At 53.5% G+C, this 25376-nt stretch carries 18 protein-coding genes; 9 read left to right on the forward strand and 9 right to left on the reverse strand.

All coding sequences use genetic code 11. The features are described 5' to 3' along the window. Nucleotides 1–60 precede the first annotated feature (60 nt). The 3 genes from AC3G2T_RS30105 to AC3G2T_RS30115 all read left to right on the forward strand — a co-directional run bounded on the left by AC3G2T_RS30105 (nt 61) and on the right by AC3G2T_RS30115 (nt 4369). On the forward strand, nt 61–1278 hold the full coding sequence (locus tag AC3G2T_RS30105; protein ID WP_488437836.1) for a murein hydrolase activator EnvC family protein: 1218 nt from the start codon (nt 61–63) through the stop codon (nt 1276–1278). 219 nt (nt 1279–1497) lie between these two features. Then, nucleotides 1498–2961, forward strand: coding sequence for a S41 family peptidase (locus AC3G2T_RS30110; protein WP_474684288.1), 1464 nt, complete (start codon nt 1498–1500; stop codon nt 2959–2961). A gap of 124 nt (nt 2962–3085) precedes the next feature. Then, nucleotides 3086–4369: a PDZ domain-containing protein gene (locus AC3G2T_RS30115; protein WP_488437837.1), complete on the forward strand. Its 1284-nt coding sequence runs from the start codon at nt 3086–3088 to the stop codon at nt 4367–4369. Nucleotides 4370–4393: 24 nt separating this feature from the next. On the opposite strand, the gene AC3G2T_RS30120 is transcribed toward AC3G2T_RS30115, so the two are convergent. Beyond that, nucleotides 4394–5203, reverse strand: a complete 810-nt coding sequence (locus tag AC3G2T_RS30120) for a flagellar motor protein MotB (protein WP_488437838.1) — start codon at nt 5201–5203, stop codon at nt 4394–4396. Further along, the gene (locus tag AC3G2T_RS30125; RefSeq protein WP_488437839.1) at nt 5187–5984 is read right to left on the reverse strand and encodes a flagellar motor protein; all 798 of its coding nucleotides are present in this window, start codon (nt 5982–5984) and stop codon (nt 5187–5189) included. Before AC3G2T_RS30125 ends, AC3G2T_RS30120 begins: the two co-directional genes overlap by 17 nt. Before the next feature lie 258 nt (nt 5985–6242). On the opposite strand from AC3G2T_RS30125, the gene uvrB reads away from it, so the two are divergent. The 4 genes from uvrB (at nt 6243) to AC3G2T_RS30145 (ending at nt 12621) form a co-directional block, all read left to right on the forward strand. Next, on the forward strand, nt 6243–8240 hold the full coding sequence (uvrB, locus tag AC3G2T_RS30130; protein WP_474684385.1) for an excinuclease ABC subunit UvrB: 1998 nt from the start codon (nt 6243–6245) through the stop codon (nt 8238–8240). Nucleotides 8241–8325: 85 nt separating this feature from the next. Then, nucleotides 8326–11208 (forward strand): excinuclease ABC subunit UvrA, encoded by a 2883-nt coding sequence (gene uvrA, locus AC3G2T_RS30135; RefSeq protein ID WP_474684284.1) that lies wholly within the window; start codon nt 8326–8328, stop codon nt 11206–11208. 674 nt (nt 11209–11882) lie between these two features. Beyond that, on the forward strand, nt 11883–12041 hold the full coding sequence (locus tag AC3G2T_RS30140; protein WP_488437840.1) for a hypothetical protein: 159 nt from the start codon (nt 11883–11885) through the stop codon (nt 12039–12041). Nucleotides 12042–12414: 373 nt separating this feature from the next. Beyond that, nucleotides 12415–12621, forward strand: a complete 207-nt coding sequence (locus tag AC3G2T_RS30145; protein WP_474684282.1) for a DUF2759 family protein — start codon at nt 12415–12417, stop codon at nt 12619–12621. Nucleotides 12622–12702: 81 nt separating this feature from the next. On the opposite strand, the gene AC3G2T_RS30150 is transcribed toward AC3G2T_RS30145, so the two are convergent. The 6 genes from AC3G2T_RS30150 to AC3G2T_RS30175 all read right to left on the reverse strand — a co-directional run bounded on the left by AC3G2T_RS30150 (nt 12703) and on the right by AC3G2T_RS30175 (nt 20724). After that, nucleotides 12703–13671: a sugar phosphate isomerase/epimerase family protein gene (locus tag AC3G2T_RS30150; protein ID WP_474684281.1), complete on the reverse strand. Its 969-nt coding sequence runs from the start codon at nt 13669–13671 to the stop codon at nt 12703–12705. 54 nt (nt 13672–13725) lie between these two features. Beyond that, on the reverse strand, nt 13726–14880 hold the full coding sequence (locus tag AC3G2T_RS30155; RefSeq protein WP_488437841.1) for an MBOAT family O-acyltransferase: 1155 nt from the start codon (nt 14878–14880) through the stop codon (nt 13726–13728). Between the two features lie 118 nt (nt 14881–14998). Beyond that, nucleotides 14999–15901 carry an SGNH/GDSL hydrolase family protein gene (locus tag AC3G2T_RS30160; protein ID WP_488437842.1) on the reverse strand — a complete coding sequence of 301 codons (903 nt, stop codon included), beginning with the start codon at nt 15899–15901 and terminating at the stop codon, nt 14999–15001. 88 nt (nt 15902–15989) lie between these two features. Next, nucleotides 15990–17186 carry a class-II aminoacyl-tRNA synthetase family protein gene (locus AC3G2T_RS30165; protein ID WP_474684278.1) on the reverse strand — a complete coding sequence of 399 codons (1197 nt, stop codon included), beginning with the start codon at nt 17184–17186 and terminating at the stop codon, nt 15990–15992. 6 nt (nt 17187–17192) lie between these two features. Further along, on the reverse strand, nt 17193–17450 hold the full coding sequence (locus tag AC3G2T_RS30170) for an acyl carrier protein (protein WP_474684277.1): 258 nt from the start codon (nt 17448–17450) through the stop codon (nt 17193–17195). 55 nt (nt 17451–17505) lie between these two features. After that, complete coding sequence (locus tag AC3G2T_RS30175) at nt 17506–20724, reverse strand: FG-GAP repeat domain-containing protein (protein WP_488437843.1); 3219 nt, start codon at nt 20722–20724, stop codon at nt 17506–17508. Between the two features lie 238 nt (nt 20725–20962). Between AC3G2T_RS30175 and AC3G2T_RS30180 the strand changes: the two genes are divergently transcribed. Together AC3G2T_RS30180 and AC3G2T_RS30185 are read left to right on the forward strand one after the other, a co-directional pair. Continuing rightward, nucleotides 20963–23506: a U32 family peptidase gene (locus tag AC3G2T_RS30180; protein WP_474684275.1), complete on the forward strand. Its 2544-nt coding sequence runs from the start codon at nt 20963–20965 to the stop codon at nt 23504–23506. A 108-nt stretch (nt 23507–23614) separates the two neighbouring features. Next, nucleotides 23615–24343 carry an AAA family ATPase gene (locus tag AC3G2T_RS30185; protein WP_474684274.1) on the forward strand — a complete coding sequence of 243 codons (729 nt, stop codon included), beginning with the start codon at nt 23615–23617 and terminating at the stop codon, nt 24341–24343. 254 nt (nt 24344–24597) lie between these two features. Here AC3G2T_RS30185 and AC3G2T_RS30190 read toward each other — a convergent pair whose 3' ends face one another. Next, the gene (locus AC3G2T_RS30190) at nt 24598–24783 is read right to left on the reverse strand and encodes a hypothetical protein (RefSeq protein ID WP_474684273.1); all 186 of its coding nucleotides are present in this window, start codon (nt 24781–24783) and stop codon (nt 24598–24600) included. Nucleotides 24784–25376 lie beyond the last annotated feature (593 nt).

The following is a 25376-nucleotide window of genomic DNA, read 5'->3' on the forward strand; positions in this document are numbered from 1 at the left end:
CTTCATACTTGCTAGATTTAAGTTCCAGGTTCGGTTTGGAAGAATGAGGAGGCTAAGTGCTTGAAAAAGAAGATTCTGCCCTTGTTGTTGTCATTCGGAATCGCAGGTTCCCTGACGGTTCCTTATGAAGGCTACGCCGCTTCAGCTACGGAAAAGATCGATCAACAGCTGTCTCAGCTTAAAAAGAAAAAAGCGGAAGCGCAGCAAAAAGCAAACGACGCCAAAAATCAAATCACGCAAATTCAAAATGAAAAAGAACAAACGAATCAGGACATAAAAACCCTTATCGCTCAAGTGAACGAGCAGAGTAAAAAGCTGACGGAACTGAACAATCAGATCGATGACGTATCCGATCAGCTTGAGGAGAACGCCAAGCAGCTAGACGAAGCGGAGGCGCGGGTCGAAAGCCGCGACCAGATGCTGAAATCGCGGGTGCGCCTGATGTATATGAATGGTTTTGTCTCTTATATGGACGTGCTGATGAGCGCAACCAGCTTTTCCGATTTCCTGAGCCGTTTGGAGGCGCTCAAATCGATCGTCAACCAGGACAAGGAAATACTGGAAGCGAACAAGAAAGACCGGGATACCGTTGAGCAAAAAAAGCATGAGACCGAGCAGCAGCTCGAACAGGTGAAGGGACTGTATGCCGAAGCGGATGCAACCCGTTCCGCGCTGCAGGTGAAGGAGAAGGAAAAAGAAGTGAAGATGGCTTCTTTAACCAAGCAGGAGAAAGTGCAGGAGGATATCTCGGAGGATAGTGAGCAGCAGTTAATCGCCATGGCCAAGCAGGAGTCCGAGCTCCAGGCGAAGAAGCGTGCAGAGGCCGCGGCGGCGGCGGCGGCATCGAAGACCAAAGTGGCGTCCCCCTTCACATACAGCGGCGGCAAATTCGGCTATCCGCTTGAGACCCAGGGCACATTAACGTCCGATTTTGTTAGTCGGATCAATCCCATAACCGGAAAGCCGGAGAATCACAAAGGAATCGACCTTGCCGTGCCCAAAGGAACGGAAATCCGCGCCGCGGAGAACGGTTCCGTCATCTATGCGTCATGGATGGCCGGCTATGGCAACTGCGTCATTATCGATCACGGAAACGGCGTTTGGACGATGTATGGCCACATTATGAACGACGGCATTTATGTGAAAAAAGGCGATACGGTCAAACGCGGCCAAAGAATAGCAGGCGTGGGCTCTACGGGGCAATCGACCGGGAACCATCTGCATTTTGAAGTCAGAATCAACGACAATCCCGTAGATCCCAAACCTTACTTGAGATAGGACAACTGGAGTCCGGCGGGCGGAGTTACTTTTGTGCGGTCATTATGCATAAAATGTAACTGCTGCGATACTTCATCGGTCAGACTCCTTGGTTATAAAACGGGGAACGCTTGTCATATACTAAACAGGCGGGCTGTTCGGAAAGCAGGCCCCGGATACAACAACTTCAGCCGAATCCCGGCTGACACGGGTTAAGGACAAAAGGTGGTGAATCACGCTGTGCAATTCAAAGGGCGAACGGTGCTTGTCTTTATTTTGTTATCGATGTTTGCAAGCAGTATAGTGACGTTGACGATCGTGGATTCCTCGATGCTCGCCGCATGGAAGGGAAAGCCGGCGGGGAGCGCCGCTGTGGCGGCCCCTGCTAATTCGGGAATGACCAACAAGGATTTGAGCAAAATCGCGACGACTTATCAGTTGATCGAGAACAAGTTTCTGAATCAGACGGATCATGACAAGGTCATTAACGGCGCCATCAACGGGATGCTGGAATCGCTGGAAGACCCGTTCACCGTGTACATGGATCAGAAGGAAGCCAAGCAGTTTGACGAAAGCATTACTTCATCTTTTCAAGGGATTGGCGCCGAAGTTTCCACGGAGGACGGAAAGGTCGTCATCGTTTCTCCGATCAAAGGATCTCCGGCCGAAAAAGCGGGCATTCAGGCGAATGACGTCATTTCATCGGTAAACGGCGAAAAGCTGGACGGGCTTACGCTGAACCAGGCGGTCATGAAAATCCGCGGGCCCAAGGGCACGCAGGCCAAGTTGGAATTGATTCGCCAAGGCGTAGGCGATCCGATTCAGGTGATCGTCGTACGCGATGATATTGATGTAGAAACGGTACATGCGGAAATGCTGCAGGATCAGATCGGTAAAATCGAGATTCGCCAATTTTCCTCGAATACGGCGACCCGATTTGCGGAAGAGCTGAAAAACCTCGAAGCCAAAGGCATGAAAGGGCTCGTCATCGACGTGCGCAACGACCCGGGCGGCCTACTGAACGTCGTCGTCGATATCGTCAATCCGTTTGTCAAAGACGGCAAGCCGATTGTACAGGTGCAGAATCGCGACGGCAAGCGCGAACCGACCCCTTCCACGGGCAAGGGCAAAAATTACCCGGTAACTGTGCTTATCAATAAAGGAAGCGCCAGCGCTTCCGAGATACTGGCGGGAGCTTTCCAGGAAGCTGTCGGGAGCAAAATTATCGGCGAAACGTCCTACGGCAAAGGCACGGTGCAGGTTACGTTCGAGAAGGAAATGGGCGACGGCAGCAACATCAAGATGACGGTATACAAATGGCTGACGCCAAACGGCAACTGGATTCACAAAAAGGGAATTCAGCCCGATATCGCCGTCGAGCAGCCCGCATACTTCAAGGTAGCTCCGCTCACGAAGAAAACGGTTTTGAAACAGGATACAACGAGCGACGATGTGAAAAATTTGCAGTTGATGCTCACCGGGCTGAACTTCGCGCCGGACCGCACGGACGGCTACTTCAGCGACAAGACGGCGCAGTCCGTGAAGGCGTTCCAGCGCGTGAACAACTTGCCGATGACAGGCGAAGTGGACACGGAAACGGCGAACAAGCTGGAAAAATCGATCTTGGCGCAAATCCGCGAGCCGAAGAACGATTTGCAGCTGAAAGCTGCGGTGCAAGAGCTGCAGCAAAAGCTTGCGAAATAAATATGCGCGCAGATATTGGAAATTCGCCGTTTAGGCAGGAAATCGGCGCCGCTGGTCGAAATCAAATAGGAGGGATGCCCCCGGGTGTCCTTCCTATTTCTTTTTATCAAGGAGCCTCGATCTTATGGAATTTGTCGCGCAACTTCTAGAAAGGTTCTTGTATGCGATTTTGCAGTTGTTGATCAATCCTTTTTACTATATAGGCATTCTGTTTATCATCCTTCAATACCGGAAGCAAGTTCAGTTGGAGCGCAAGCTGTTTCATACGAAGCTGCACTCGATGCTGAGCGAAACTTGGCGGATGGTGCTCTGGGGATGGATCGGCGGCCTCGGCGCCTCGGTTCTCATCCTTTTTGCCGGAGTGAGCGTGCAGTCGGAATCGGTCATGCTTTTATGGGCGGTTTCCATCGTGCTGCTGCTGTTCCGCGTCCGTTTTCTTTGCTTCGCTTACGCCGCGGGAGTTCTCGGCATTGCCCATACGATCGCCGTGTGGCTTCCCCAAATGGCAGAGCTGCGGAAGACGGCTCCGGTTCTCGAGTGGATCGCAAATGCGGACGTTCCGTCGCTTCTGCTGATTGCGGCGGTGCTGCACCTGCTCGAAGGGCTGCTGGTCGGTCTCCAGGGAGCGAGAATGGCCAGCCCGCTGTTTCTGGAAGGCAAGCGCGGAAAAATCGTCGGCGGCTACCAACTGCAAGGATTTTGGCCGGTTCCGCTGTTTCTGCTTGTGCCGTTTGCAGGCGGCAGTACGGAGGCTGTGCCGTGGGAGACGCTGCTCGGCGCCCAGTTGGACTCGGGCTGGAGCATGCTCGCCTTCCCGGTGATGATCGGCTTCACCGAGCTGACGGTTTCCAAGCTGCCGCGCGAAAAAACGCGTCTGAGCGCAAGCATGCTCTATTTGTACGGGATCATCGTGCTCGGGGCGGCTGTCGCAGCCGCCTGCTGGACACCGCTGGTGATTCCCGCATCGATACTGACGATCGGGCTGCACGAAGCGTTGATCTGGTATCACAGCTGGTCGGAAGCGAAGCAAGTTCCGTTCTTCGTTCATTCCCCTAAAGGCCTTAAGGTGCTGGCCGTAATTCCGAAGAGTCCGGCGGCCGAGATGGGCATTCTGGCAGGCGAAACGATTCATAAAGTGAACGGCCGCAAAATAGCGGGCAAAGCCGATCTTCATGCCGCCATGCAGCTGAATCCCGCGTTTTGCAAGCTGGAAGTGCTGAACGGGCAAGGCGAAGTGAGGTTTGTGCAGAGGGCGATCTTTGAAGGCGACCATCACCAATTGGGCATTATTTTGGCGCCGGATCAGCAAGCCATGTATTATGTGGAACATCGGCCCATGCATCTGTTCTCCTATTTGCGCGGCAAATTGACGGGCTTATTGTCGAACGATTCCGGCAAGCCGATGTAGAATGAAAAAAACCTGCATTTCTCCTTACGGAGAAGCAGGTTTTTTGGGTTGGGTCGGCGTCAGATCGTTGCGCAGGACGATGATTTCGACGCGCCGGTTTTTCGCGCGGTTCGCTTCGCTGTCGTTGCTGACTTTGGGCATCGTATCGGCATAGGCGGTTGCGACGAACTTGTCGTCCTCCACGCCTGCGGTATCGCTGAAATAGCGCAGCACGGACAGCGAACGGGCGAACGACAACCCCCAATTGTCCTTAAAGGGGGAGCCTGTCGCGAGAGGAAGGTTGTCCGTATGCCCTTCGATGCTCACTTTGGAGCGAAGCGTCGGGAACAGGGAGGCCAGCTTTTGCAAAATCGGGTATGAAGCCGGCTTCAAGTCCGCCTTGCCCAAATCGAACAGGAACAGATCGTTCAGCGTTATCGCAACTCCGCGGTCCGTATCCGTTGCAGATACATCGGACTGAAGATTTTGCTCCAAAATATAGGCTTGGATTTGTTTCAGCAGGTCCTGAAGCTCTTTTTCCTTCTTTTCCTTCTCGGCGTCATTCTGTTTGGTATCCACGTTCTGCTGCTTGAAATCTTTGTCCTTGCTGTCCGAGTCGCCTTCCTTCGGGGTTATTTGGCCGCTGATTCCCTTGCCGTTTTCCAAGATGGAGTCGGCTTTTTGAAATTGCAGGTTTAAGGCCTGGGCAAGAACGGAATACTTTTGAACATCGACTTTGCTCATGGCGTACATGATGATGAAAAAAACGAGAAGCAGCGTAATAAGATCGGCATAGGTAATGAGCCAGCGCTCGTGATTGCTGTGCTCCGGCTGTTTCTTACCTCTCCTCGGCATTGCCTGCACCTGCCTCTCGCTGATCGGTTGCGGACGATTTGTCGTGGAGGAAGGAGTTCAGTTTTTTCTTGATCAACTGAGGATTTTCGCCGGCCTGCAGGGCGAGTATGCCCTCAAGCATCAGCTCCATGTCGGCTATTTGCTCTTTGCCGCGAAGCTTGATTTTGTTGGCGATAGGCAGATAGATCAGGTTGGCGCTCATGACGCCGTACAGGGTCGCTGTAAAAGCGACGGCAATCGCCGGGCCCAGACTGGAAGGATCGTCGAGGTTGCCCAGTACGTGAATCAGCCCCATGACGGTGCCGATAATACCCATTGTAGGGGCATAGCCGCCGCCTGCCTCGAATATTTTGGACATGTTCTCCATCTCGTGTTCGATAGCGTCCATTTCTAGCTCCAGTATTTGGCGCGTCAGCTCGGGATCCGTACCGTCCACGACCATTTGAAGACCGTCTTTCAAAAAGGGATCGGCGTGATCCTGGGCACGCTGTTCCAAGGCAAGAACGCCTTCTCTTCTTGCTATTGTGGCCATATCGACGATTTCGGCGATCATAGCCCCCGGGTCTTTAGGCGTTTGTACAAAAGCGATTTTGAGAGCTTGAGGAATTTTTCTCAAGATGCGTCCGGGGAAGCTGACGGCCACCGCGCCGAACGTTCCGCCGAAGACGATCAGCATTGCGCTGGGAATAAACAGCGAGCTGATATGGCCGCCGTCCCACATATACCCGCCGATCAAGCCGGCAAGTCCCAGAAGCAATCCCAGAATAGTTGTCAAATCCATGATCATACCACTCCTATTTCAGCATAAGAACTATAGGGCAGAGTAAAATGCCGGTATCCTGATGGCGGCAAACAATTCGCAGCATCGAAACCAGCAGATATTGCCGTTTGCAACATGACAGCAAGAAGAGTATAATGGAAAAAGCAGAACAAACATTCTTATCGGAAATTTAAAATATTTGGAAGTTCTTATTTAATATCGGAAATTGAATACAGAAAGTTTATAGACAGTTTGATTTCGATGGTGCGGGTGATAATGATGAATGAAATTACGGTCAGTTCAAAAAAGTTTGAGCTTGTTTCGGAATTCGAACCTCAAGGCGACCAGCCCAAAGCGATCGATGAGCTTGTGAAGAGCATTGAGGCGGGGAACAAGCACCAGGCGCTGCTTGGCGCGACCGGTACGGGCAAGACGTTTACGGCGGCGCAAGTCATCGCCAGGTTGAATCGTCCGACGCTGATTATCGCGCACAACAAGACATTAGCCGCACAGCTGTGCAGCGAGTTCAAAGAATTTTTCCCCAATAATGCAGTCTCCTATTTCGTCAGCTACTACGACTACTACCAGCCGGAAGCCTACATCGCATCCTCCGACACCTACATCGAGAAAGATTCAAGCATCAATGAAGAAATCGATAAGCTTCGCCACTCGGCGACAAGCTCGTTGTTTGAGCGCCGGGACGTCATTATTGTGGCGAGCGTATCGTGCATTTACGGTTTGGGATCGCCGGCGGAGTACGGTTCCCTGCTGCTTTCTTTGCGTGTGGGGATGGAGAAATCGCGCAACGAGATTTTGCATCGTCTCGTGGATATTCAATATCAGCGGAACGATATGAATTTTGTGCGCGGCACGTTCCGGGTGCGCGGCGATGTCATTGAGATTTTCCCGGCGTCGCATGGAGAGCAAGCCGTCAGGGTGGAACTGTTCGGCGACGAGATTGAACGGATTACGGAAATCAACGTGCTTACCGGCGAAATTATCGGCGAACGCGAGCATATCGCGATTTTCCCGGCTTCTCACTTCGTGACGCACGAGGATTCGATGAGACGCGCATTGGTGGACATTGAGCGGGAACTGGAAGAACGGCTCGCCGAGCTTCGCGAGCAAGGAAAACTGCTGGAAGCGCAAAGACTGGAGCAGCGCACGCGGTATGATATCGAGATGATGCAGGAGATGGGTTTCTGTTCTGGCATTGAGAACTACTCGGGCCCGCTGACGTTCCGGGAGCGGGGAGCGACGCCTTATACCCTCATGGACTATTTCCCGGAGGATATGCTGTTCATCGTGGACGAATCCCATGTAACGCTGCCGCAGATCCGCGCGATGTACAATGGCGACAGAGCGAGGAAGGAAGTGCTGGTGGAGCATGGCTTCCGTCTGCCTTCCGCTTTGGATAACCGCCCGCTGCGTTTCGAGGAATTTGAGGATAAAATCAGCCAAATCGTATATGTTTCCGCAACGCCGGGGCCTTATGAGCTTGAGAAGTGCCCTGAGATGGTCGAGCAGATTATCCGCCCTACAGGGCTGCTGGATCCGATTATTGAAGTCAGGCCGACCAAGGGGCAGATCGATGATTTGCTGGCGGAGATCCACGAACGGATCCGCAAGGACGAGCGTGTGCTGGTCACGACGCTGACCAAGAAGATGTCCGAGGATTTGACGGATTATTTGAAAGAAGTCGGAATTAAAGTCAGGTATTTGCATTCGGACATTAAAACGTTCGAGCGGATGCAGATTTTGCGGGATTTGCGGCTGGGGACGTTCCATGTGCTTGTTGGGATCAACCTTTTGAGAGAAGGGCTTGACCTGCCGGAAGTATCGCTGGTCGCCATCCTGGATGCGGATAAGGAAGGGTTCCTGCGGGCCGAACGCTCGCTGATCCAAACGATCGGCCGGGCGGCGCGCAACGCCGAGGGCCGGGTTATCATGTATGGGGACAAAATTACGGATTCCATGGAAAAGGCTATCCGTGAGACGAATCGCCGGCGCAGTATCCAGGAAGCGCATAATGAGGAGCGGGGCATTACGCCGCAAACCATTGCCAAGAAAATCCGCGACGTGATTGAAGCTACGAAAGTAGCCGAGCAGAAGGCGGACTACCTCACGGAAGCGAAGAGCGCGAAAATGTCGAAAAAAGACCGGGCTTCGCTGATCGAACGCCTGGAAGCGGAGATGAAGGAAGCCGCCAAGAACTTGCAGTTTGAGCGTGCCGCCGAGCTTCGCGATGCGATTATGGAGATGAAGGCCGAGGCATAGCCTGCCATGCCGGTATTATTGATTAGAGCAGAGCGTCCGGATTTACCGGATGATGCGATAAGAGGACTTGAGAGGAAGGGTACCTGTGTCCAGAGACAATATCGTGATTAAGGGAGCGAGAGCTCACAATCTGAAAAACATTGATGTGACGATTCCGCGCGACCGGTTTGTCGTGCTGACCGGGCTTAGCGGCTCAGGCAAATCGTCGCTGGCTTTCGATACCATCTATGCGGAAGGGCAGCGCAGGTATGTGGAATCGCTATCCGCCTACGCCCGGCAGTTTTTGGGGCAGATGGATAAGCCGGACGTGGATTCGATCGAAGGCTTGTCGCCGGCCATTTCCATCGACCAGAAGACGACGAGCCGCAACCCCCGTTCCACTGTCGGAACGGTAACGGAGATTTACGACTACTTGCGGCTGCTGTTCGCCCGTATCGGGAGGCCGCATTGCCCTACGCACGGTATCGAGATCACTTCGCAAACCGTGGAGCAAATGGTCGACCGCATCATGGAGTACCCGGAGCGGACCAAGCTGCAAATACTTGCTCCCTTGGTATCGGGACGCAAGGGCGAACATGCGAAACTGCTGGCCGACATTCAAAAGCAAGGCTTCGTCAGGGTCCGTGTAAACGGCGAAGCGATGGACCTCTCCGAGAAGATCGAGCTGGACAAAAACAAAAAGCACAGCATCGAAGTCGTGATCGACCGGATCGTCGTGAAAGACGACGTTCATGCCCGTTTGGCGGATTCGCTGGAAACGGCGCTGAAGCTGGCGAACGGAAGAGTCATCGTCGATATTATCGACAAAGAGGAGCTGCTGTTCAGCCAAAACCTCGCTTGTCCGGAGTGCGGATTCAGCATTGAGGAGCTTGCTCCAAGAATGTTCTCATTCAACAGTCCTTTCGGGGCTTGTCCGGAATGTGACGGTTTGGGCAGCCAGATGATCGTGGACCCGGATCTGCTCGTTCCCGATAACAAATTGACCATAGAAGACGGCGCATTCGAGGCGTGGGCGGGAAGCACTTCGAACTACTACCCGCAATTTTTGGCTGCCGTATGCGATCATTACAAAATACGCCGCGACATCCCCGTATCCGAGCTGAGCAGCGAGCAGATGAAGGTTCTCCTGTATGGAACAGGCGGGGAGAAGATCCGCTTCCGCTATGAGAACGATATGGGAGCGTCGAAGGAAGCTCTCGTGCCTTTCGAAGGCATCATCCGCAATTTGGAGCGCAGATACCGAGATACGTTCTCGGACGGGATCCGGGAGCATATCGAATCATACATGAGCACCAAGCCCTGCCCGAAATGCAAGGGTCAGCGCTTGAAACCCGAGACGCTTGCCGTTACGGTCAACGGCAAAAACATCGCCCATGCTACGGCACTGTCCATCGGAGAGGCGCAGCAGTGGTTTGAGGGACTCGAACTGACGGACAAAGAGCGGGCCATCGCTCATTTGATTTTGAAAGAAATCAATGCCCGGCTTGGTTTCCTGGTCAACGTCGGTCTGGATTATTTGACGATGCACCGGGCCGCCGGTACGTTGTCCGGAGGTGAAGCGCAGAGGATTCGTCTGGCGACGCAGATCGGTTCCAGTCTGATGGGCGTTCTCTACATTTTGGACGAGCCCAGCATCGGTCTTCATCAGCGCGACAATACAAGACTGATCTCTACGCTTGAACATATGCGCAATCTCGGCAATACGCTGATTGTCGTCGAGCACGACGAGGACACGATGATGGCCGCGGATTACATTATTGATATCGGACCGGGAGCGGGCATTCACGGCGGTCAAGTTATCGCCAAGGGAACGCCGCAAGAACTGATGGAAGACCCGAATTCGCTGACAGGCCAATATTTGAGCGGCAAGAAATTTATTCCTATTCCGGCCCAGCGCCGCATGCCGAACGGCAAGTGGATCGAAGTGAAAGGCGCCAAAGAGAACAATTTGCGCAACGTCTCTATCAAAATACCCCTTGGTGTATTTTCGGCAGTGACGGGTGTCTCGGGTTCTGGAAAAAGTACGCTGATCAACGAGATCCTTTACAAAACGCTGGCCCGGGATCTGAACGGCGCGAAGGTTCGTCCCGGCGCATACAAGGAAATCAACGGGTTGGAACACGTTGACAAAGTGATCGACATCGATCAATCGCCAATCGGCCGTACGCCGCGCTCGAATCCGGCTACGTACACAGGCGTATTTGACGATATCCGCGACCTTTATGCGAATACAGGGGAGGCGAAGGTACGCGGCTACAAGAAGGGCCGGTTCAGCTTTAACGTGAAGGGCGGGCGCTGCGAAGCCTGCCGCGGCGACGGCATCATCAAAATCGAGATGCACTTCCTGCCGGACGTTTACGTGCCTTGCGAAGTGTGCAAGGGCAAGCGCTACAACCGCGAGACGCTGGAAGTGAAGTACAAGGGCAAAAGCATTTCCGAAGTGCTGGAGCTCACCATCGAAGACGGCTGCGAGTTCTTCAAGAACCTTCCGCGCATCCACCGCAAGCTGCAGACGCTGCTGGACGTGGGGCTGGGCTATATGACGCTCGGCCAGCCGGCGACGACGCTGTCCGGCGGCGAAGCCCAGCGCGTGAAGCTGGCGGCGGAGCTGTACCGCCGCAGCACAGGCAAGACGATCTACATCCTCGATGAGCCCACGACGGGGCTCCACATCGACGATATCGATCGTCTGCTGAAAGTGCTCCACCGCCTCGTAGAGAGCGGGGAGACTGTGCTTGTCATCGAGCATAACCTCGATGTGATCAAGACGGCGGACTATCTCATCGATCTGGGGCCGGAAGGCGGCAGCCGCGGCGGACAGATCGTAGCTACCGGCACGCCGGAGGATGTAGTGAAAGTGGCCGGGTCCTACACCGGCCAGTATTTGAAACCGATCCTCGAACGCGATCGCGCCCGTTCGGAGGATTATGCCAAGCGTCTTGAGGTGTTGGAAGACGCTGTCGGATAACACCAAAGCCCGGACCCGCGACACTTGTAAGTGTCGGTAGGGTCCGGGCTTTTTTACCGCCTAAACGTTTGTCACGTCATTTCGCCGAGCTGGGACAATCTCCTAGCAATGCGAAGAAAAATTGCTGCAAAAACTCTCATGACGCCGTGGACGTCACCCCACATAAAGAAAATAATCAGGTCTACCGTGTTATTTTCGTATAAAGTGCAGCTTTTTGCTCGTTAATACGCTGGCAGCGAAACATTCCTGCAAAAGTCACACTGTTGAAAAACCCCGCGTCAGAAGCGATACCCACAATCTGCCTAGCTGTACGAAGAAAACCTGCAAAAATACATGAATTTGCGTCCGTGATCGCTGGACACGAATAATTCCTGCAATTGTGCAGGCTTTTCAGCGGGGACATGGGCTCAGACCCATTTTGAGCGAAAATTCCTGCACTATCGCAGGCTTTTTGCCAAAACGGGCCACTTCCATGGAAAAAGCCTGCATTTTTGCAGGCTTTTCGGGTAAGCCTGGGAGATATAAGACATTTTTTGTTAAGATTTAACTGAATCATACAAGCTTCGACAATTTCAACCTCTTTCAAGACTACGGTAAACGGGGGTATAATTAAAGTGAATTATAGATTAATAATCGTAGACAGACACGGTTAAAGTAGATATGGAGGATTCCTCATGAAAATAACTTTTGAAATTCAACAACTGGTGGCGCAACTCGGCATTGATGCAGCTAGCTTCGAAGCATGGAAAGAACAAGAAATGGTACATAACGCCGATAGAAAAACCGTTTCCTCCGAAAAAAAGGGAGCTTCCGTATATGAATTGGTCATTTGAACAAAAGACGGCAGTTGAAAAGTAAAAGCAAGGGGGAAGTGCAGCAGCGGCCCGCTTGTTTTTTGTTTTATGCATATTGACAGCATGTCCGGAGTTATAAATATTTGAGGAAATGGACATTTTATACTTACGCAGCAGATTGGAGAAATCGCAGTTCATTAAGAAGAATCGTTCAATTGGTTCGTGAGTTCCATCGTGTCCATCAGCTCTTGTCTTTGAGTTAATGAATGGCAAGGGGTTTTTGCATGCAAATCTTGACAAAGTTGTTACACATACGGGGAATCACTTGATTCTTGTTCACATTCAGGCTAACATAGTAGTAAAATAGCTGAAACTGTGCCATGCACCGAGTTATCAAGAGGAGGGTTTCGCAATGTTATTCGCTGAAGAAGCGGCAGCAGCAACAACAAGTACATATAGTTCCTTTGATATTTACGTATTGCTCTTCACGCTCATTATCGCAATCGCTTTCGTCAGGCAATTGATTGCACCGAAGAAAAATTTGTTTGCACTTGGCTTCGCCACAGTCGCATTAATCGTATTCGGCATCATGGATGTCGTTATGATCAAAGGCTGGTAAATAAGCGTTAATGAACGAAACGAATCAATAAAGCCCGCAGTACCGATGAATCGGTAGCCTGCGGGCTTTTTGGCTGTGGTGTTACACCCACCACATCTCGCCGAGAGGTTCTTTGATGAGAACTTGCTGGAGGTTTTGCACGGCTTTGGAGAAGCCTTCATCGACGGACATCAGACCGTCTTCATGCTCGATGCTCACGACGTAATCATAGCCGACCAGACGCAGCGCGCTAATGATGTCGGCCCAAGTTTTCAGGTCGTGGCCGAAGCCTACGGAGCGGAACTGCCAAGCGCGGTCCAGCATGTTGGTGTAGGGCTGCATGTCGGTCAAGCCGTAACGGTTGACGTTGACCGGATCAATCGTCGTATCTTTAGCGTGGAAGTGGTGGATTGCTCCGGCGCGGCCGAGAATTTGCACCGCTTGCACCGGATCGATACCTTGCCACCACATGTGGCTTGGATCCAGGTTGGCGCCGATCACTTCGCCTGCCGCTTCGCGCAGACGAAGCAGCGTCGCCGGCGTATGTACCGAGAAGCCGCCGTGCAGCTCGAGAGCGATTTTGATGCCGCGGTCGGAAGCGAATTTACCGGTCTCAGTCCAGTAAGGAATGACTTTGTTTTCCCATTGCCATTTCAGCACGTCCTGGAAATCGTTCGGCCAAGGGGCTACAGGCCAGTTTGGATATTTGGCATCCTCGTGGTCCCCTGGACAGCCGGAAAACGTTGTAACAACCGGAACTTCCAGGCGCTGAGCCAGTTCAACGGTTTGAATAAATGTATCGTGGTACTCTTTAGCGATTTGTTTTTGCGGGTGCAGAGGGTTGCCATGGCAGCTGAGCGAGCTGATCGTCAATCCGCGGGATTCCACCGCTTTTTTGAACGCTTTCAATTTACCTTCGTCGGCAAGCAGCTCTTCCGGTTTGCAGTGAGCGTTGCCCGGGTATCCGCCGGTTCCGATTTCAACGGCATCAAGACCTTTTGCAGCTACATAGTCCAGAGCTTCCTCAAAAGGCTTGCCGCTGAACAGAACCATAAAAACGCCTAATTTCATTAGGTTACACCTCCATAAATGGTAAAAAAAGAACCACTACAAATTATACCACCACTACAAGCCAAAATGAAGCAAGCCCTTGTAGATTCTAAACACGGTTTCATAATTGGAGCTGTAGATGATGACCGAGAACGTAACGAGCGCCTGGGTAATCAAGCACCTCGTATAAAAATAAGCTTTGGACACTTTCTTTTTGTTCACCGTCGTCAGCTTGAACAAGTTTTCCAAAGCGAGAATAATGCCGTGGTACAGGCCGTAAAAGAAGTACAGCCACGTGAAGCCGTGCCATAGCCCGATCGACACCATAATGACGATGGAAAGCCCGGATGCGAGCTGGCGGGATGGGGCTTTGCGCGAGAAAAACATAAAAATATGATCGCGGAAAAAGTCGCCCAAAGTGGCGTGCCAATTCCGCCAAAACTGGGTCATGGAAGGCGACAGGAACGGTTTTTTGAAGTTTTCCGGCATCGTATACCCCATAAGCCGTCCGAAGCCGATGGCGATATCGGAGTACCCGGAGAAATCAAAATAAATAAGCGCGTAAAACCAGATCATCAGGAACAAGGACTGGTGCGTATGCAGATCCTGCTTCAACACTTCGTTGAAAATCCCCATCATCCACGTCACGACGACCAGCTTTTTGAACAACCCGAGAATAATCCGCTTCACGCTGTCCTCAAAAAGCGCCGAATCGACCTTATAAGGCTGCTTCGTATCCGCCATAAAATCGCGAAACTTCAAAATCGGACCGGATGTGAACGTCGGGATGAACAAAATATAATTGCAGTAATCAATGGCGGGCACTTCGCCGTCTTTGCCGAAAAAGTACGCGAAATAATAAGCGTCGATCACTTTCAGGACGTTATAAATGAGTCCCAAATAAATAACCGCGTCAAAAAGCGGGTTGTGGAACACATCCATGACGAAAAGCCGGACCCCAACAAAAACGCCGACAACATTAGCGGCGATCGCAAAAATAAACGTCGCCTTCCGGCGAACGTTCGTTCTGCAAAGGTAAACAAATCCGCCGTAATTGATCAGCGTATACACGGCGTAGAACAGGCAGAGCTTTATGCTGAACAGCAGCAGGAAGCACAAGCTGAATACGATCATGAGTATTCTTTTGTTATTCGCCCACTTGCGCGTGAGCATCAGAACGGCGATCATGCCGGCCATGGCGACAATCGCGTTCATGTTCATATAAAACATGGCTGCAGAACTCCTCGTATATGCTGCTGGAATAGCCGTAGCATCTAGAATTTCTCGTAAATAAACAAGCCCTTGCCGGTGAAATAAATCAATACCAGGTACAGCATGACGAGATAGATCAAGATTTCGCAGGTTTTTCTAACGATTTTAGCCATGCGTCAACCTCCTTCGTGAAAAGCGGCGCCCCGTCTTCGCGGTTCAAATGAACAAGGTCGTGAAAATATTTGGGTTCGTAGCGGTCCATCACATCAAGCGTCGGCACATTCGCCGCCTGAAGCTGAGCATTTACAGCTTGCTTGAGGGATGCGACATAAGGCGGCTGGGCGTACGCTTTGTTCCAAGGCATCCAAACGACGCGCAGCGGAAGCCGGTGCTCCCCTGCATAGCGAATGACCCACTGCATCGCATCGAGATTCGCCTGAAAGTCCTTCAGCGTCATCCAGCCGAACCGCTTGTCGTAATCGGCCCATTTCTCTTTCAGAGCGGCATCGTCCTGGCGGCCGGGGTACAGCTCTTTATCGATCCAGCGCGGCTCGTAGGCCAGACTGCCTTTGAATAAATTTTTGGCGAATTCTTCGCCGGAATCCCGGAAATAGTCGCGGTACGTGTATACGTACGGCTGGTACCAAGGCTTGAACCACTGGTAAGTCGGGTCGGTTTGCAGGCTGTCGATCATCGTATGCACGTCGATGCCGATCACAAGCTCGCCTTGGAACTGGTACAGCTTGCGGTCCAAAATTTCCCTCAAATCGGTAATTTTCCCGTACGACAAGCCCATTTCAACGAGATGAGCGTCCGACTTTTCTTCAATGTAGGAAGCCGTAACCGAGGAATTACCGAAGAAAACCGGCCCCGATTGGGACCAGCCATGGTGATAAAGCGTTTTGGTAAAATCGTTTTTGTAAAAACGGCGCGAGCTGACCATCGGGTTCCACCATGAAACCAGCAGGTCGGAAAGCACGAGAGCCAGCAGCAGGCCGAGAATAAAGCTGTTTTTCTTGAGAAAAGCCGCAAACTTCACAGGATATCACTCATTATCAGGTGGATTGGACTGCATGATGAAATCGACAATTCAGAGCATCCGTCGCACGAGGGCGCTTCACTTACAGCTACAGCGCCTTCTCCTGCCATGCATGGTACTGTTCGCGGAAAGCCGCCGGCCACTGCTGCTCGTCCAAGCCGTACTGCGCGAGGAAAGCGAAAGCCCAGCGCTCGATGCCGAAGCCGACGCAGCCGGTCACGGCGTTGCGCTTGCCCATTTTGATATTGAAGGCATTGCCGAACGTATTGCTGTGGAAATTCACGGAGCTGCAGGCGATCGACTTGTTAATATGCGGAATCGTCAAGCGCAGTTCGTATTTCATCTCCTGGTTGCGTTGGAAAGAAGCTTTTACCTGGAAATCGTTCGTAAAGAACGGATCGTTGGCAATTTCCAGCAAGCTGTCCACGTTCCATTCCACAGCCAGCTCTTTCAAATATTCGATCGATTTGAGGCGGTTTTCCTTGACGAAATCAGGCTTGCCGACAAAAATAATTTCCCGCATCGAGAAGTCGAGCAGCCTGCCGAAATCGCTGTGGTTTTTGGATTCGAAGCGGTGGCATTTGGCAATGGCCGTAACAACGATGCCTTCGCCTTCGAGCGTCTCGTCCTGCAAGCCCTCGTAGCAGTGATAGCAGGTGGAAGGGTTCATCGTAAAGTTGGGCTTCGGCATGCTGCGGTCAAGATCCAGAACGTGATCTTTATTCCAGCCGCCGGCTTCGCGGATCGATTGGGAGAAGGACTCGATAATGTCCAGATCCTCACGAAGGTGCGTCAGGAAATGAATATGTTCCGGGAACGACGTGAAATGATTCGTTTTGTTCAAAGTTTCGGCATGAATGACGGCAGGATAAGATTCCTCCTGAACGCCTTCAAAGCGGTTGGCGATTTTGGTCACAAAGGAGTAATCCAGGAAGCGCATCAAGCTGGAAAACGGCTCGCGGAAAATAAACAATCCCGGCTCCAGCACTTTAATGGCTTTGCGCTCAACCAATTCGGCAACGATATCGCCTTCGTACGGCGTATCGACTTTGTGTTCGAACAAAATGTTTTCCTTGAAGCCAAAATCGCCCTTGGAAAAGCGCTCGATCAAACGCTCGATACGCTCGGCAATGACCTCGTTGCCTGCCGGCGATTCATGTTCAATATGGATGTGGCCGTCAGCGATGCGAATGTCGCGAATATGCTCGTCGACGAAAGCGGAGGCGTATTTGAGCTGTCCATGCTGGCTTTCAGCCAACCGTTCCAAAGAAATGACACATTGCATGCAAAGTTACCTCGCAGTCTTAAGGGATATGAAATCGGCGATTTCCCGAACCGTGTTCAGCGGATACAGCATCAGATCCTGATTCGTCACCTGGATGCCGTATGTTTTTTCGATATGGGCAATGAGCGCGGTAGCGCCGATGGAATCAATAAAACCGTAATCGAACAGATGGACGTCAACGCCGAAATCGTCGTCATCCTCCTCGATTTCATAGCGCTCGCGAATGTGCTGCTCCAGCTGTGCTACAAGTTCTTCGTTGGACATGTTGGAAAGCCTCCTGATTCAAGTAAAGTAAAAGCAAAAGGAAGGCGGCGTTCCTTTAAGGTGACTGCGCCTTCGCAAAGGTAAGACGGGTGAGATCCCCGTACCGGGTAATCGTATACGTATGCGCCTGGGCGTCATGCTCGATTGTGGCGTCCGCGGCATCGAAGCGCAGTTCGTCCGGGCTGTAAAGCTTGATTTGCTGCAAGCCTGCAGATTTCAGTTCCAGCTCGTATGCGTCTCCAACCCCCTTGCTAAGGGAGAACGGTACGTTGGAGCGGATCATGTGAAAACGGTCGTCGTTCCGGCTGATGCGAAGCGTAGTCTCCTTCGATACGCCGACATAGAACCGGGTATCCTGAGAGCTGTAAATATCGGAGTCGCTTTGCAAAGAGTATTGGGCGAATCTGGCGCCTTTTTCCACGACGACTCCAAGCGTACCGGCATATTCGCCGGCAAGATCGGGCACTTTGGCCGTGTTCGGCGTCAGCGTCGCATTCCAGTGCGGATTGCCCCCCGCGATAACATCCTTCAGCCTGTCCCACGCATATACGGCCCACGGGCGGCTGACGCGGACTTCGCTCTTCATTGCGGCCAAAAACGATTTGGCCATCTGCGTCTCGGTCATGAAGTTGTAGTCGTGCTGCGTCCGCAGTTTATCGAAATAATCGGCGAATTCGGTTAAATCCGCGATTTTTGCAGGTATTGGAAAATGGTACTCGATGTGCTCGAAATAATCAATCGGCATATCGAGCTTGACCATGGATTCAAAAATGTCGGTTGTGGCGTAATCGCCCTGCCGCAGCACAGGCGTCGGCGCATGAATAAGCATCGTCTCTTCGGAACCCTGCTTGTCCTGCAGCAGGAAGGGCAGCGACCAGATCGAGTCAGGCCGGGGAATGACCGGCGATTCCGACGGCAGGAAGCCGAAGTTGTACCACATCCCTTGCGCCTGCTCGCTGAGCAGCGTCTGCTGACGTTCCGGATTGTTGATGCGCCACGTGTGCTGATTCGTACCCGGATGCAGCCACGGGATGCCCAGCTTGTCAAAAGCTTGCTTTTGCAAGGTCAGTTCCTGGCGTTCCTGTTCGGCGCTTTTGAAATTATGCACGAACACGTGCGGATTCAGATCCAGATGATTGTCTTTGGCATACTGGATAAACTCTTTAAGCTGCGCCTGATAAGGGAACTGCGGATCGTCGATCGGAACCGGAGAACCGAATTCGACGCCGCCGACGATCAGGTCGTCTTTGCCGTCATGGTTGAGATCGAGCCAGAGCGGAACCGAGTAATGACCGGCAACCAGTGCGCGGTTGCCCATCTGGTTGAGGGTTGCACCCTCAAGGGGACCCTGGAGCGTCCAGGCGCCGTCAGCGCCCTGGAGGTAGACCAGCAGGTCCCCTTCATTGCTGCCGACCACAAGGTCCGGTCGGCCGTCGCCGTTCATGTCGCGCACCGCAGGCGCGGCATGGGTTCTGCCGCCGGGCAGCCGGAACAGCTCGCGGCCCTCGCCCAGCACAAGGGCACTAGCGCTGCTGCCCTTGTACAAATAGACGCGGCCGTCCGCAGCGCCGGCCACGAGGTCGAGCTTGCCGTCGCCGGTGATGTCGGCGACGGCTACCGCTGCAGGCCCGCGGGGCAGCTGCAGCGGCTTGCCGCCCGCGCGCAGCGCCGCGGGCTTGCCGAAGCTGCCGCCCGCAAGCTGCGGCAGCACCTGCACGGCCCCGGACTCGTCGGAGACGAGGAGGTCCGGGCGCCCGTCCCCGTTCACGTCAGCGGCGTGAACGGTGGTGTAAGGCTTCAGCCGGAGCGGCTCGCCCGCCTCCAGCTTCAAAGGCACCGGCGCGGCGAACGTGTCCGGCAGCGCCACGCCCTCCGGCGGCGGCTCGCTCGCGTACGCCGCCGGGTCAGGCCCTTGATTCGTGTACACGTACACGAATCCGTCGGCGCTGCCGGCCAGCAGGTCGATGCGGCCGTCGCCGTTCAAATCCGCGGCGGCCGGGTACGCGCGGTAAGGCAGCTCGATCGCGCTCGCCAGATCGCGGTACTGCGGGAACACGGCTTGGCGCAGAGGCTTGCCACCGCTCATCACGTGCAGGCCGCTGGCGTAGCCCGAGCCCGGCAGTTCGCCGGCGAACGCGGGCTTCGCGTTCGTCCCGGTGTTCAACTGCACGGTCAGGCTTTCGCGCCACTGGCCCCAATAAAACGCGCTGCGTACAAGCGTAAACGAGGGGATCTCGTTATACTTTTTGAGCAGCTCGGCCCAGGCGATGCCGTCCTTTTGCTGAATCGCCGGCATCGCTTCAAAATGGTTCTGAAACGCCATCGCCGGGCGTCCGTACGGGCCGAGCACTTTTTTGACGCTGTAGCCGAGCGTTTCCTTGGAGACGTACGCCAGCATTTCGCTGCGGAACTGCATATTGGCGGCCGCGAAGGCGAAGTTGAAGTACGGCTGCAGGGGCAGCTCTCTTTTGTTGAAATAAGCGCTGCCCGGCGCCGGCTTGCTCTCGGCTTTGTACTTGGCCGCAAGCTGGGCGAAGCCTTGAGCCGGGTCCATCCCGCTCTGCATGTCGTAGCCGGTCGGGAAATAACGGTTCGGAAGGAACGAGCTGCTGAGCAGCACCGTGCCCTTGCCGGCTTGGTTCCATGCAACTAGCGCAAGCCCGTTCATCGAAACGACCGTCTGCGCGGAAGAAGGAACGAGGCCATACCCCCAGTCAAACCCGGGCAGATCGGTCATGGCATTGTGCTTGAAGTAACTGTCTGCAAACAACCTGAACACCTGCTGCAAGCTTTGCAGATTGTAGCTGACTTCAGGATAGCCGAAGCTCGGCGCCGCCGCTCCTTGCGCTCCTTGGCTGCTTGGCGCCCCGATTTTCTCCACCTTGCCGGCGCCGAGGAATTCGGGCGGGAAGCTGGCGGCAAAACCGTTCTCAAGCAGCAAGTGGCCGCCGTTGTTCACGTACTTCATTAATACGGCCGCGTCCGCCTGCCAGTCGGCTTCCTGCCGCAGCGCAGGGTCCAAATAAATCGCGTCGTATTTGCTCAAATTGCGCGCTGACAAGCCGTGCAGGCCGGCTTTTTCAACGATCAGGTTCGCCTGCAAGGATTGCTGAAAATTTCCGTATGCCGCGGAGTCGTAGGTGTCCCCGCCCGTAGCGTAAAGCAGCCTGACTTCGTCGGTTTTCGGAACAAAAAAAAGCACCGAAACAATAAGAATAAAAGCAAGGACGATACCGGCAACCAGCTTGAAAAAACGAATTTTCGACAAAACCAAAGTGGTATCCCTCAATTGCTGTAGTGGTAACTATCCTTGCCATTATAGCATTTACTCCGGGGTTTGTTAACTTGTGCAAAGCCTCCCCGGGAGGGAAGACCGGCTTGTCCGGAAAGGGGCGCGTGCCCGAATTCGCCTGGCGGGTTCTTTCCAAGCTCCCTCTATGGATTCCCTCCCTCTCTTTCTGTTACACTAAAGAATAAATATAGAAATGTTATTTGCGAAAGGATTTGCTGCCATGCGTACGTTACGCAGAGAAGATATAGAATTGCTGGCTCCGGCCGGAGATTGGGATTGCCTGAGAGCCGCTGTGGCTAACGGAGCCGATGCCGTATTTTTCGGTGTCGAAAAATTTAATGCCCGGGCGCGCGCGCACAATTTTACGATGGACGAACTGCCGGAGATTATGTCGTTTCTTCATCTATATGGAGTCAAAGGTTTCCTCACGTTCAACATCCTCGTTTTCGAGGAGGAGCTGGATGAGGCAAAGCAGTTGATCGACGCTTGTGTCGATGCGGGCGTCGATGCGGTCATTGTGCAGGATCTCGGTCTTGTGAAAATGATTCGCGAAATTTCGCCGGATTTCCCGATTCACGGCTCCACGCAGATGACGATCACCTCGCCGGAGGCGGTCGAGTTTACGAAGCCGTTCGATATCGAACGGGTGGTGCTCGGGCGCGAAAACAACCTGAAGCAGATTAAGCAAATCGGAGATCAGGCCAAGCTGCCGATGGAAGTGTTCGTGCACGGGGCGCTGTGCGTGTCCTATTCGGGGCAATGCCTGACCTCGGAAATGTGGGGCGGCCGCTCGGCGAACCGCGGAGAGTGCGCGCAGGCGTGCCGGCTGCCGTACGATTTGATGGTCGACGGCGTGCAAAAGCCGATGGGTGACATCGCCTATTTGCTGTCGCCCAAAGATTTGGCGGCGCTGGAGCTGGTGCCGGAGCTGATTGAGGCCGGCGTGACGTCCTTCAAGATCGAGGGCCGGTTGAAAAGCCCCGAGTATGTCGCCAACGTCGTGAGCAAGTACCGCCGCGCGATCGACCGCTATTTCGACGGCGAGAACCCTCGCCCGACGAAGGAAGAGCTGCGCGAGCTGGAGCAAAGCTTCTCGCGCGGGTTCACGTTCGGCTTCCTGCAGGGGACGAACAACAAGCAGCTCGTCGAGGGGACGTATCCGAAGAGCCGCGGTGTGTTTGTGGGCCGCGTCAAGCAGATTTTGCGCGACGGGGTGATTTGCGAGCTGGAGGCGCCGCTCAAGCGCGGCGACGGCATCGTCTTCGACGCGGGGGACCCGACGAAGAAGGAGGAAGGCGGCCGCGTGTACGACCTGCGCCGCAAGGGCGTGAAGCTCGAAGGCGAGGCCGAGGGCGGCCTGATCGAAATCATTCCGGGGCGGAATGATGTGAATTTGGGCAGGCTGCACGTCGGGGACCGCATCTGGAAGACGAACGATCCGCATTTGGACAAGCGGCTGCGCCAAACGTTCGAGACCGACAAGCCTTACCGGACGTTCCCGGTCAGCGTCACCGTCACCGGCGCCGAAGGCGAGCCGCTGAAAAGCTGGTGGACGGACGTCCGCGGCGGCCATACCGTCTTTGTCCAATCCGAGCTTCCGCTCGTACGCGCGGAAAAACGGCCGATGGACGAAGCGCTCTTTCAGGAGCAGTTCGGCCGGCTCGGGGGCACGATCTACGAGCTTGCCCAGCTGGACCTGTCGCTGAACGGCGAGCTGATCGTGCCGATGAGGGAGCTCAACAGCATGCGCAGGCAAGCTGTCGAACTGCTGGAAGACGAGCGCCAGAAGCCGCGTTCGTATCAAAAGCGGCACATCGGCGTCTACAGCGATGTGCTCGCCGCGGGGGCAGCAGGTGCCGCGCCTGCCGCGCCTGCTGCGTCCGGGCAAGCCGTGGACCGCACGCAAGTGGAACTGACTGCGCTGTGCCGCAATCTGGAGCAGGTCAAGGCCGTGCTTGAAACCGACGTGAATTTCATTTACGCGGATTTTGAGTTCATCAAGCAGTTTCCGGCTGCGGTCGAAGCCGTTCATGCTTCGGGGCGCAAAATAGCTCTTGTAACACCGCGTATTCATATGCCCGGGGAGACGGGATATTTTAACAATATATTGAAACTTGCTCCGGATGCCGTACTGGTTCGCAATACCGGCGCTGTATATTATTTCCTGAAACAACAGCGGGAGCGCGCGAACGGTCCGCATCCGCAGCTGATCGGGGATTTCTCGCTCAATGTGGCTAATCACAAGACGGCTGCGCTGTTCCTGGAAGCGGGGCTTTCCAAGGTGACGCCTTCTTACGACTTGAACATCCAGCAAATGGTCGATCTGCTGCGCCGCACGGATACGTCCAAGCTGGAGGTAGTCATTCATCAGCATATGCCGATGTTCCATACGGAGCACTGCGTGTACTGCACGTTCCTGAGCGAGGGAACGAACTATACGAACTGCGGCCGTCCATGCGAGGAGCACAGCGTATCGCTGCAGGACCGCGTCGGCATGTCTCATCCGGTTCGGGTGGACGAAGGCTGCCGCAACACCGTGTACAATGCGATCGATCAATCCGGGGCGGAGTATTTGAGCCATTTTATGGATCTGGGCGTGCGTACTTTCCGGGTTGAATTTTTGGAGGAGACGCCGGACAAGGTGAAAGAAGTGATTTCCTTGTACCGCCGTGCGATCAGCGGGCAAATTAGCGGCACCCAGGTGTGGAAAACGCTGAAAGCTACCAACCAACTGGGAGTTACGCGGGGGCAACTGGTAAAATAAAGAGTCGTATAGACTGCGGGGAACTCTCTATCATAATGAAGGCATGGTTTGGCGTTTCGCACCGCATGCATCTCCCGGCGTGCGGTCGACCGCATGGAGGAGAATGCAATGTCTTTAAAAAGCTTGACCATTCTAAAGGAAAAAATGGTTCATTTCCAGGAGTATCCGTTCTCTTTGCCATTGATAAAAAGATTGGAATCCATTGAGTTTTCAAGCAATGTCACATTTTTTGTGGGCGAAAACGGCTCTGGCAAATCGACATTGCTTGAGGCAATCGCGTATCAATGCGGATTCAATACTGCCGGCGGGGGACGGAACAACGCCTATCATGTGGAATCCTCCGAGGCGGCATTGGGCAATTACGTGAGGTTGTCCTGGTTCCCCAAAGTAACAAACGGATTTTTCCTGAGGGCGGAGTCGTTTTACGAGTTTGCTACCCACATCGATCAAATCGGGAGGTACGAATCGTACGGAGGCCGCTCCCTCCACAGCCAGTCTCACGGAGAATCGTTTCTCAGTTTGTTCAACAACCGGTTTAGAGGCAAAGGGATCTATTTGTTAGACGAGCCCGAGGCGGCGCTATCGCCGGCAAGGCAGTTGTCTTTGCTCAGAGTAATCAAGGATTTATCCGGGGATTCGCAATTTATTATCGCGACCCATTCGCCCATATTGATGGGATACCCGGGCGCGCAAATTATAAATTTCGACGGCGATCCGATTTCGCAAATCGCTTATGAGGATACCGATCATTACCAGATTACCCGGCGTTTTCTGGAAAACAGGCATGCGATGCTGCGCCATTTATTCGACGATCCGGACGACGAACGGGATACGTAAGACGCCCGGGGACTGTCGAAAGACCTGATCGGTATACCCGTCCGCCGGCACGCAGAGGCAGGAGGCAGGAAACCTGCAAAAGCGTAGAAAACCCGCAAAAGTCAGACTACTGCAAACCCGCACGTTAGGAGACAACACATATCTGCTCGGCAACTTGGACAAGACTTGCGAAACTTGGAGAAAACCTGCAAAAGTGCAGTTTTTTGCTCGTGAATACGCCGGTAACGAAAAATTCCTGCGAAAGTGCAGGCTTTTCATCGCTCACCCGGCCTTAGACCCGTTTTAACCGGAAATTCCTGCACAATTGCAGGCTTTTCGTCAAAACGAGCTACTTTCGCGGAAAAAGCCTGCACTTTCGCAGGTTTTTCGCTGAAACGAGCTACTTTTACGGAAACTTCCTGCCCAATCTCAGACTTTTCACCAAAACTAGCCACTTTCACGGTAAATTCCTACCCAATCCAGGCTGTAGAGAAAGTCCAATGGATTTGCCCTTAGATTCATTTTATGAGGGGAGCTTCCATTTACGTTAGGAGACAGCACATATCTGCTCGGCAACTTGAAGAAGACTTGCGAAACTTGGAGAAAACCTGCAAAAGTGCAGTTTTTTGCTCGTGAATACGCCGGTAACGAAAAATTCCTGCGAAAGTGCAGGCTTTTCATCGCTCACCCGGCCTTAGACCCGTTTTAACCGGAAATTCCTGCACAATTGCAGGCTTTTCGTCAAAACGAGCTGCTTTCGCGGAAAAAGCCTGCACTTTCGCAGGTTTTTCAGCTTGCTAAGCCACGTTGCGAATGGCTGCGCTCCCAATTAGCTCCACTTCCGGCAGCCTTAACAAAGCCCACCCATGCCGCCGGGCTGCACCCATAACGCGCATTATTCTCAAGATAGTGCCGCGACTTTCTCGGGCGGTCTGACAATCGCAGATTTTGCGGGCTGCCACTTTAACAATGAGAGCTGCTGGGGCAGCTCTTTTTTTCGTTTGCATGGACCTGCTGCATTCAAGCCAATATTGCGATCGGACATCCTCCATAC

It is taken from the genome of Paenibacillus sp. sgz302191, assembly GCF_057749925.1.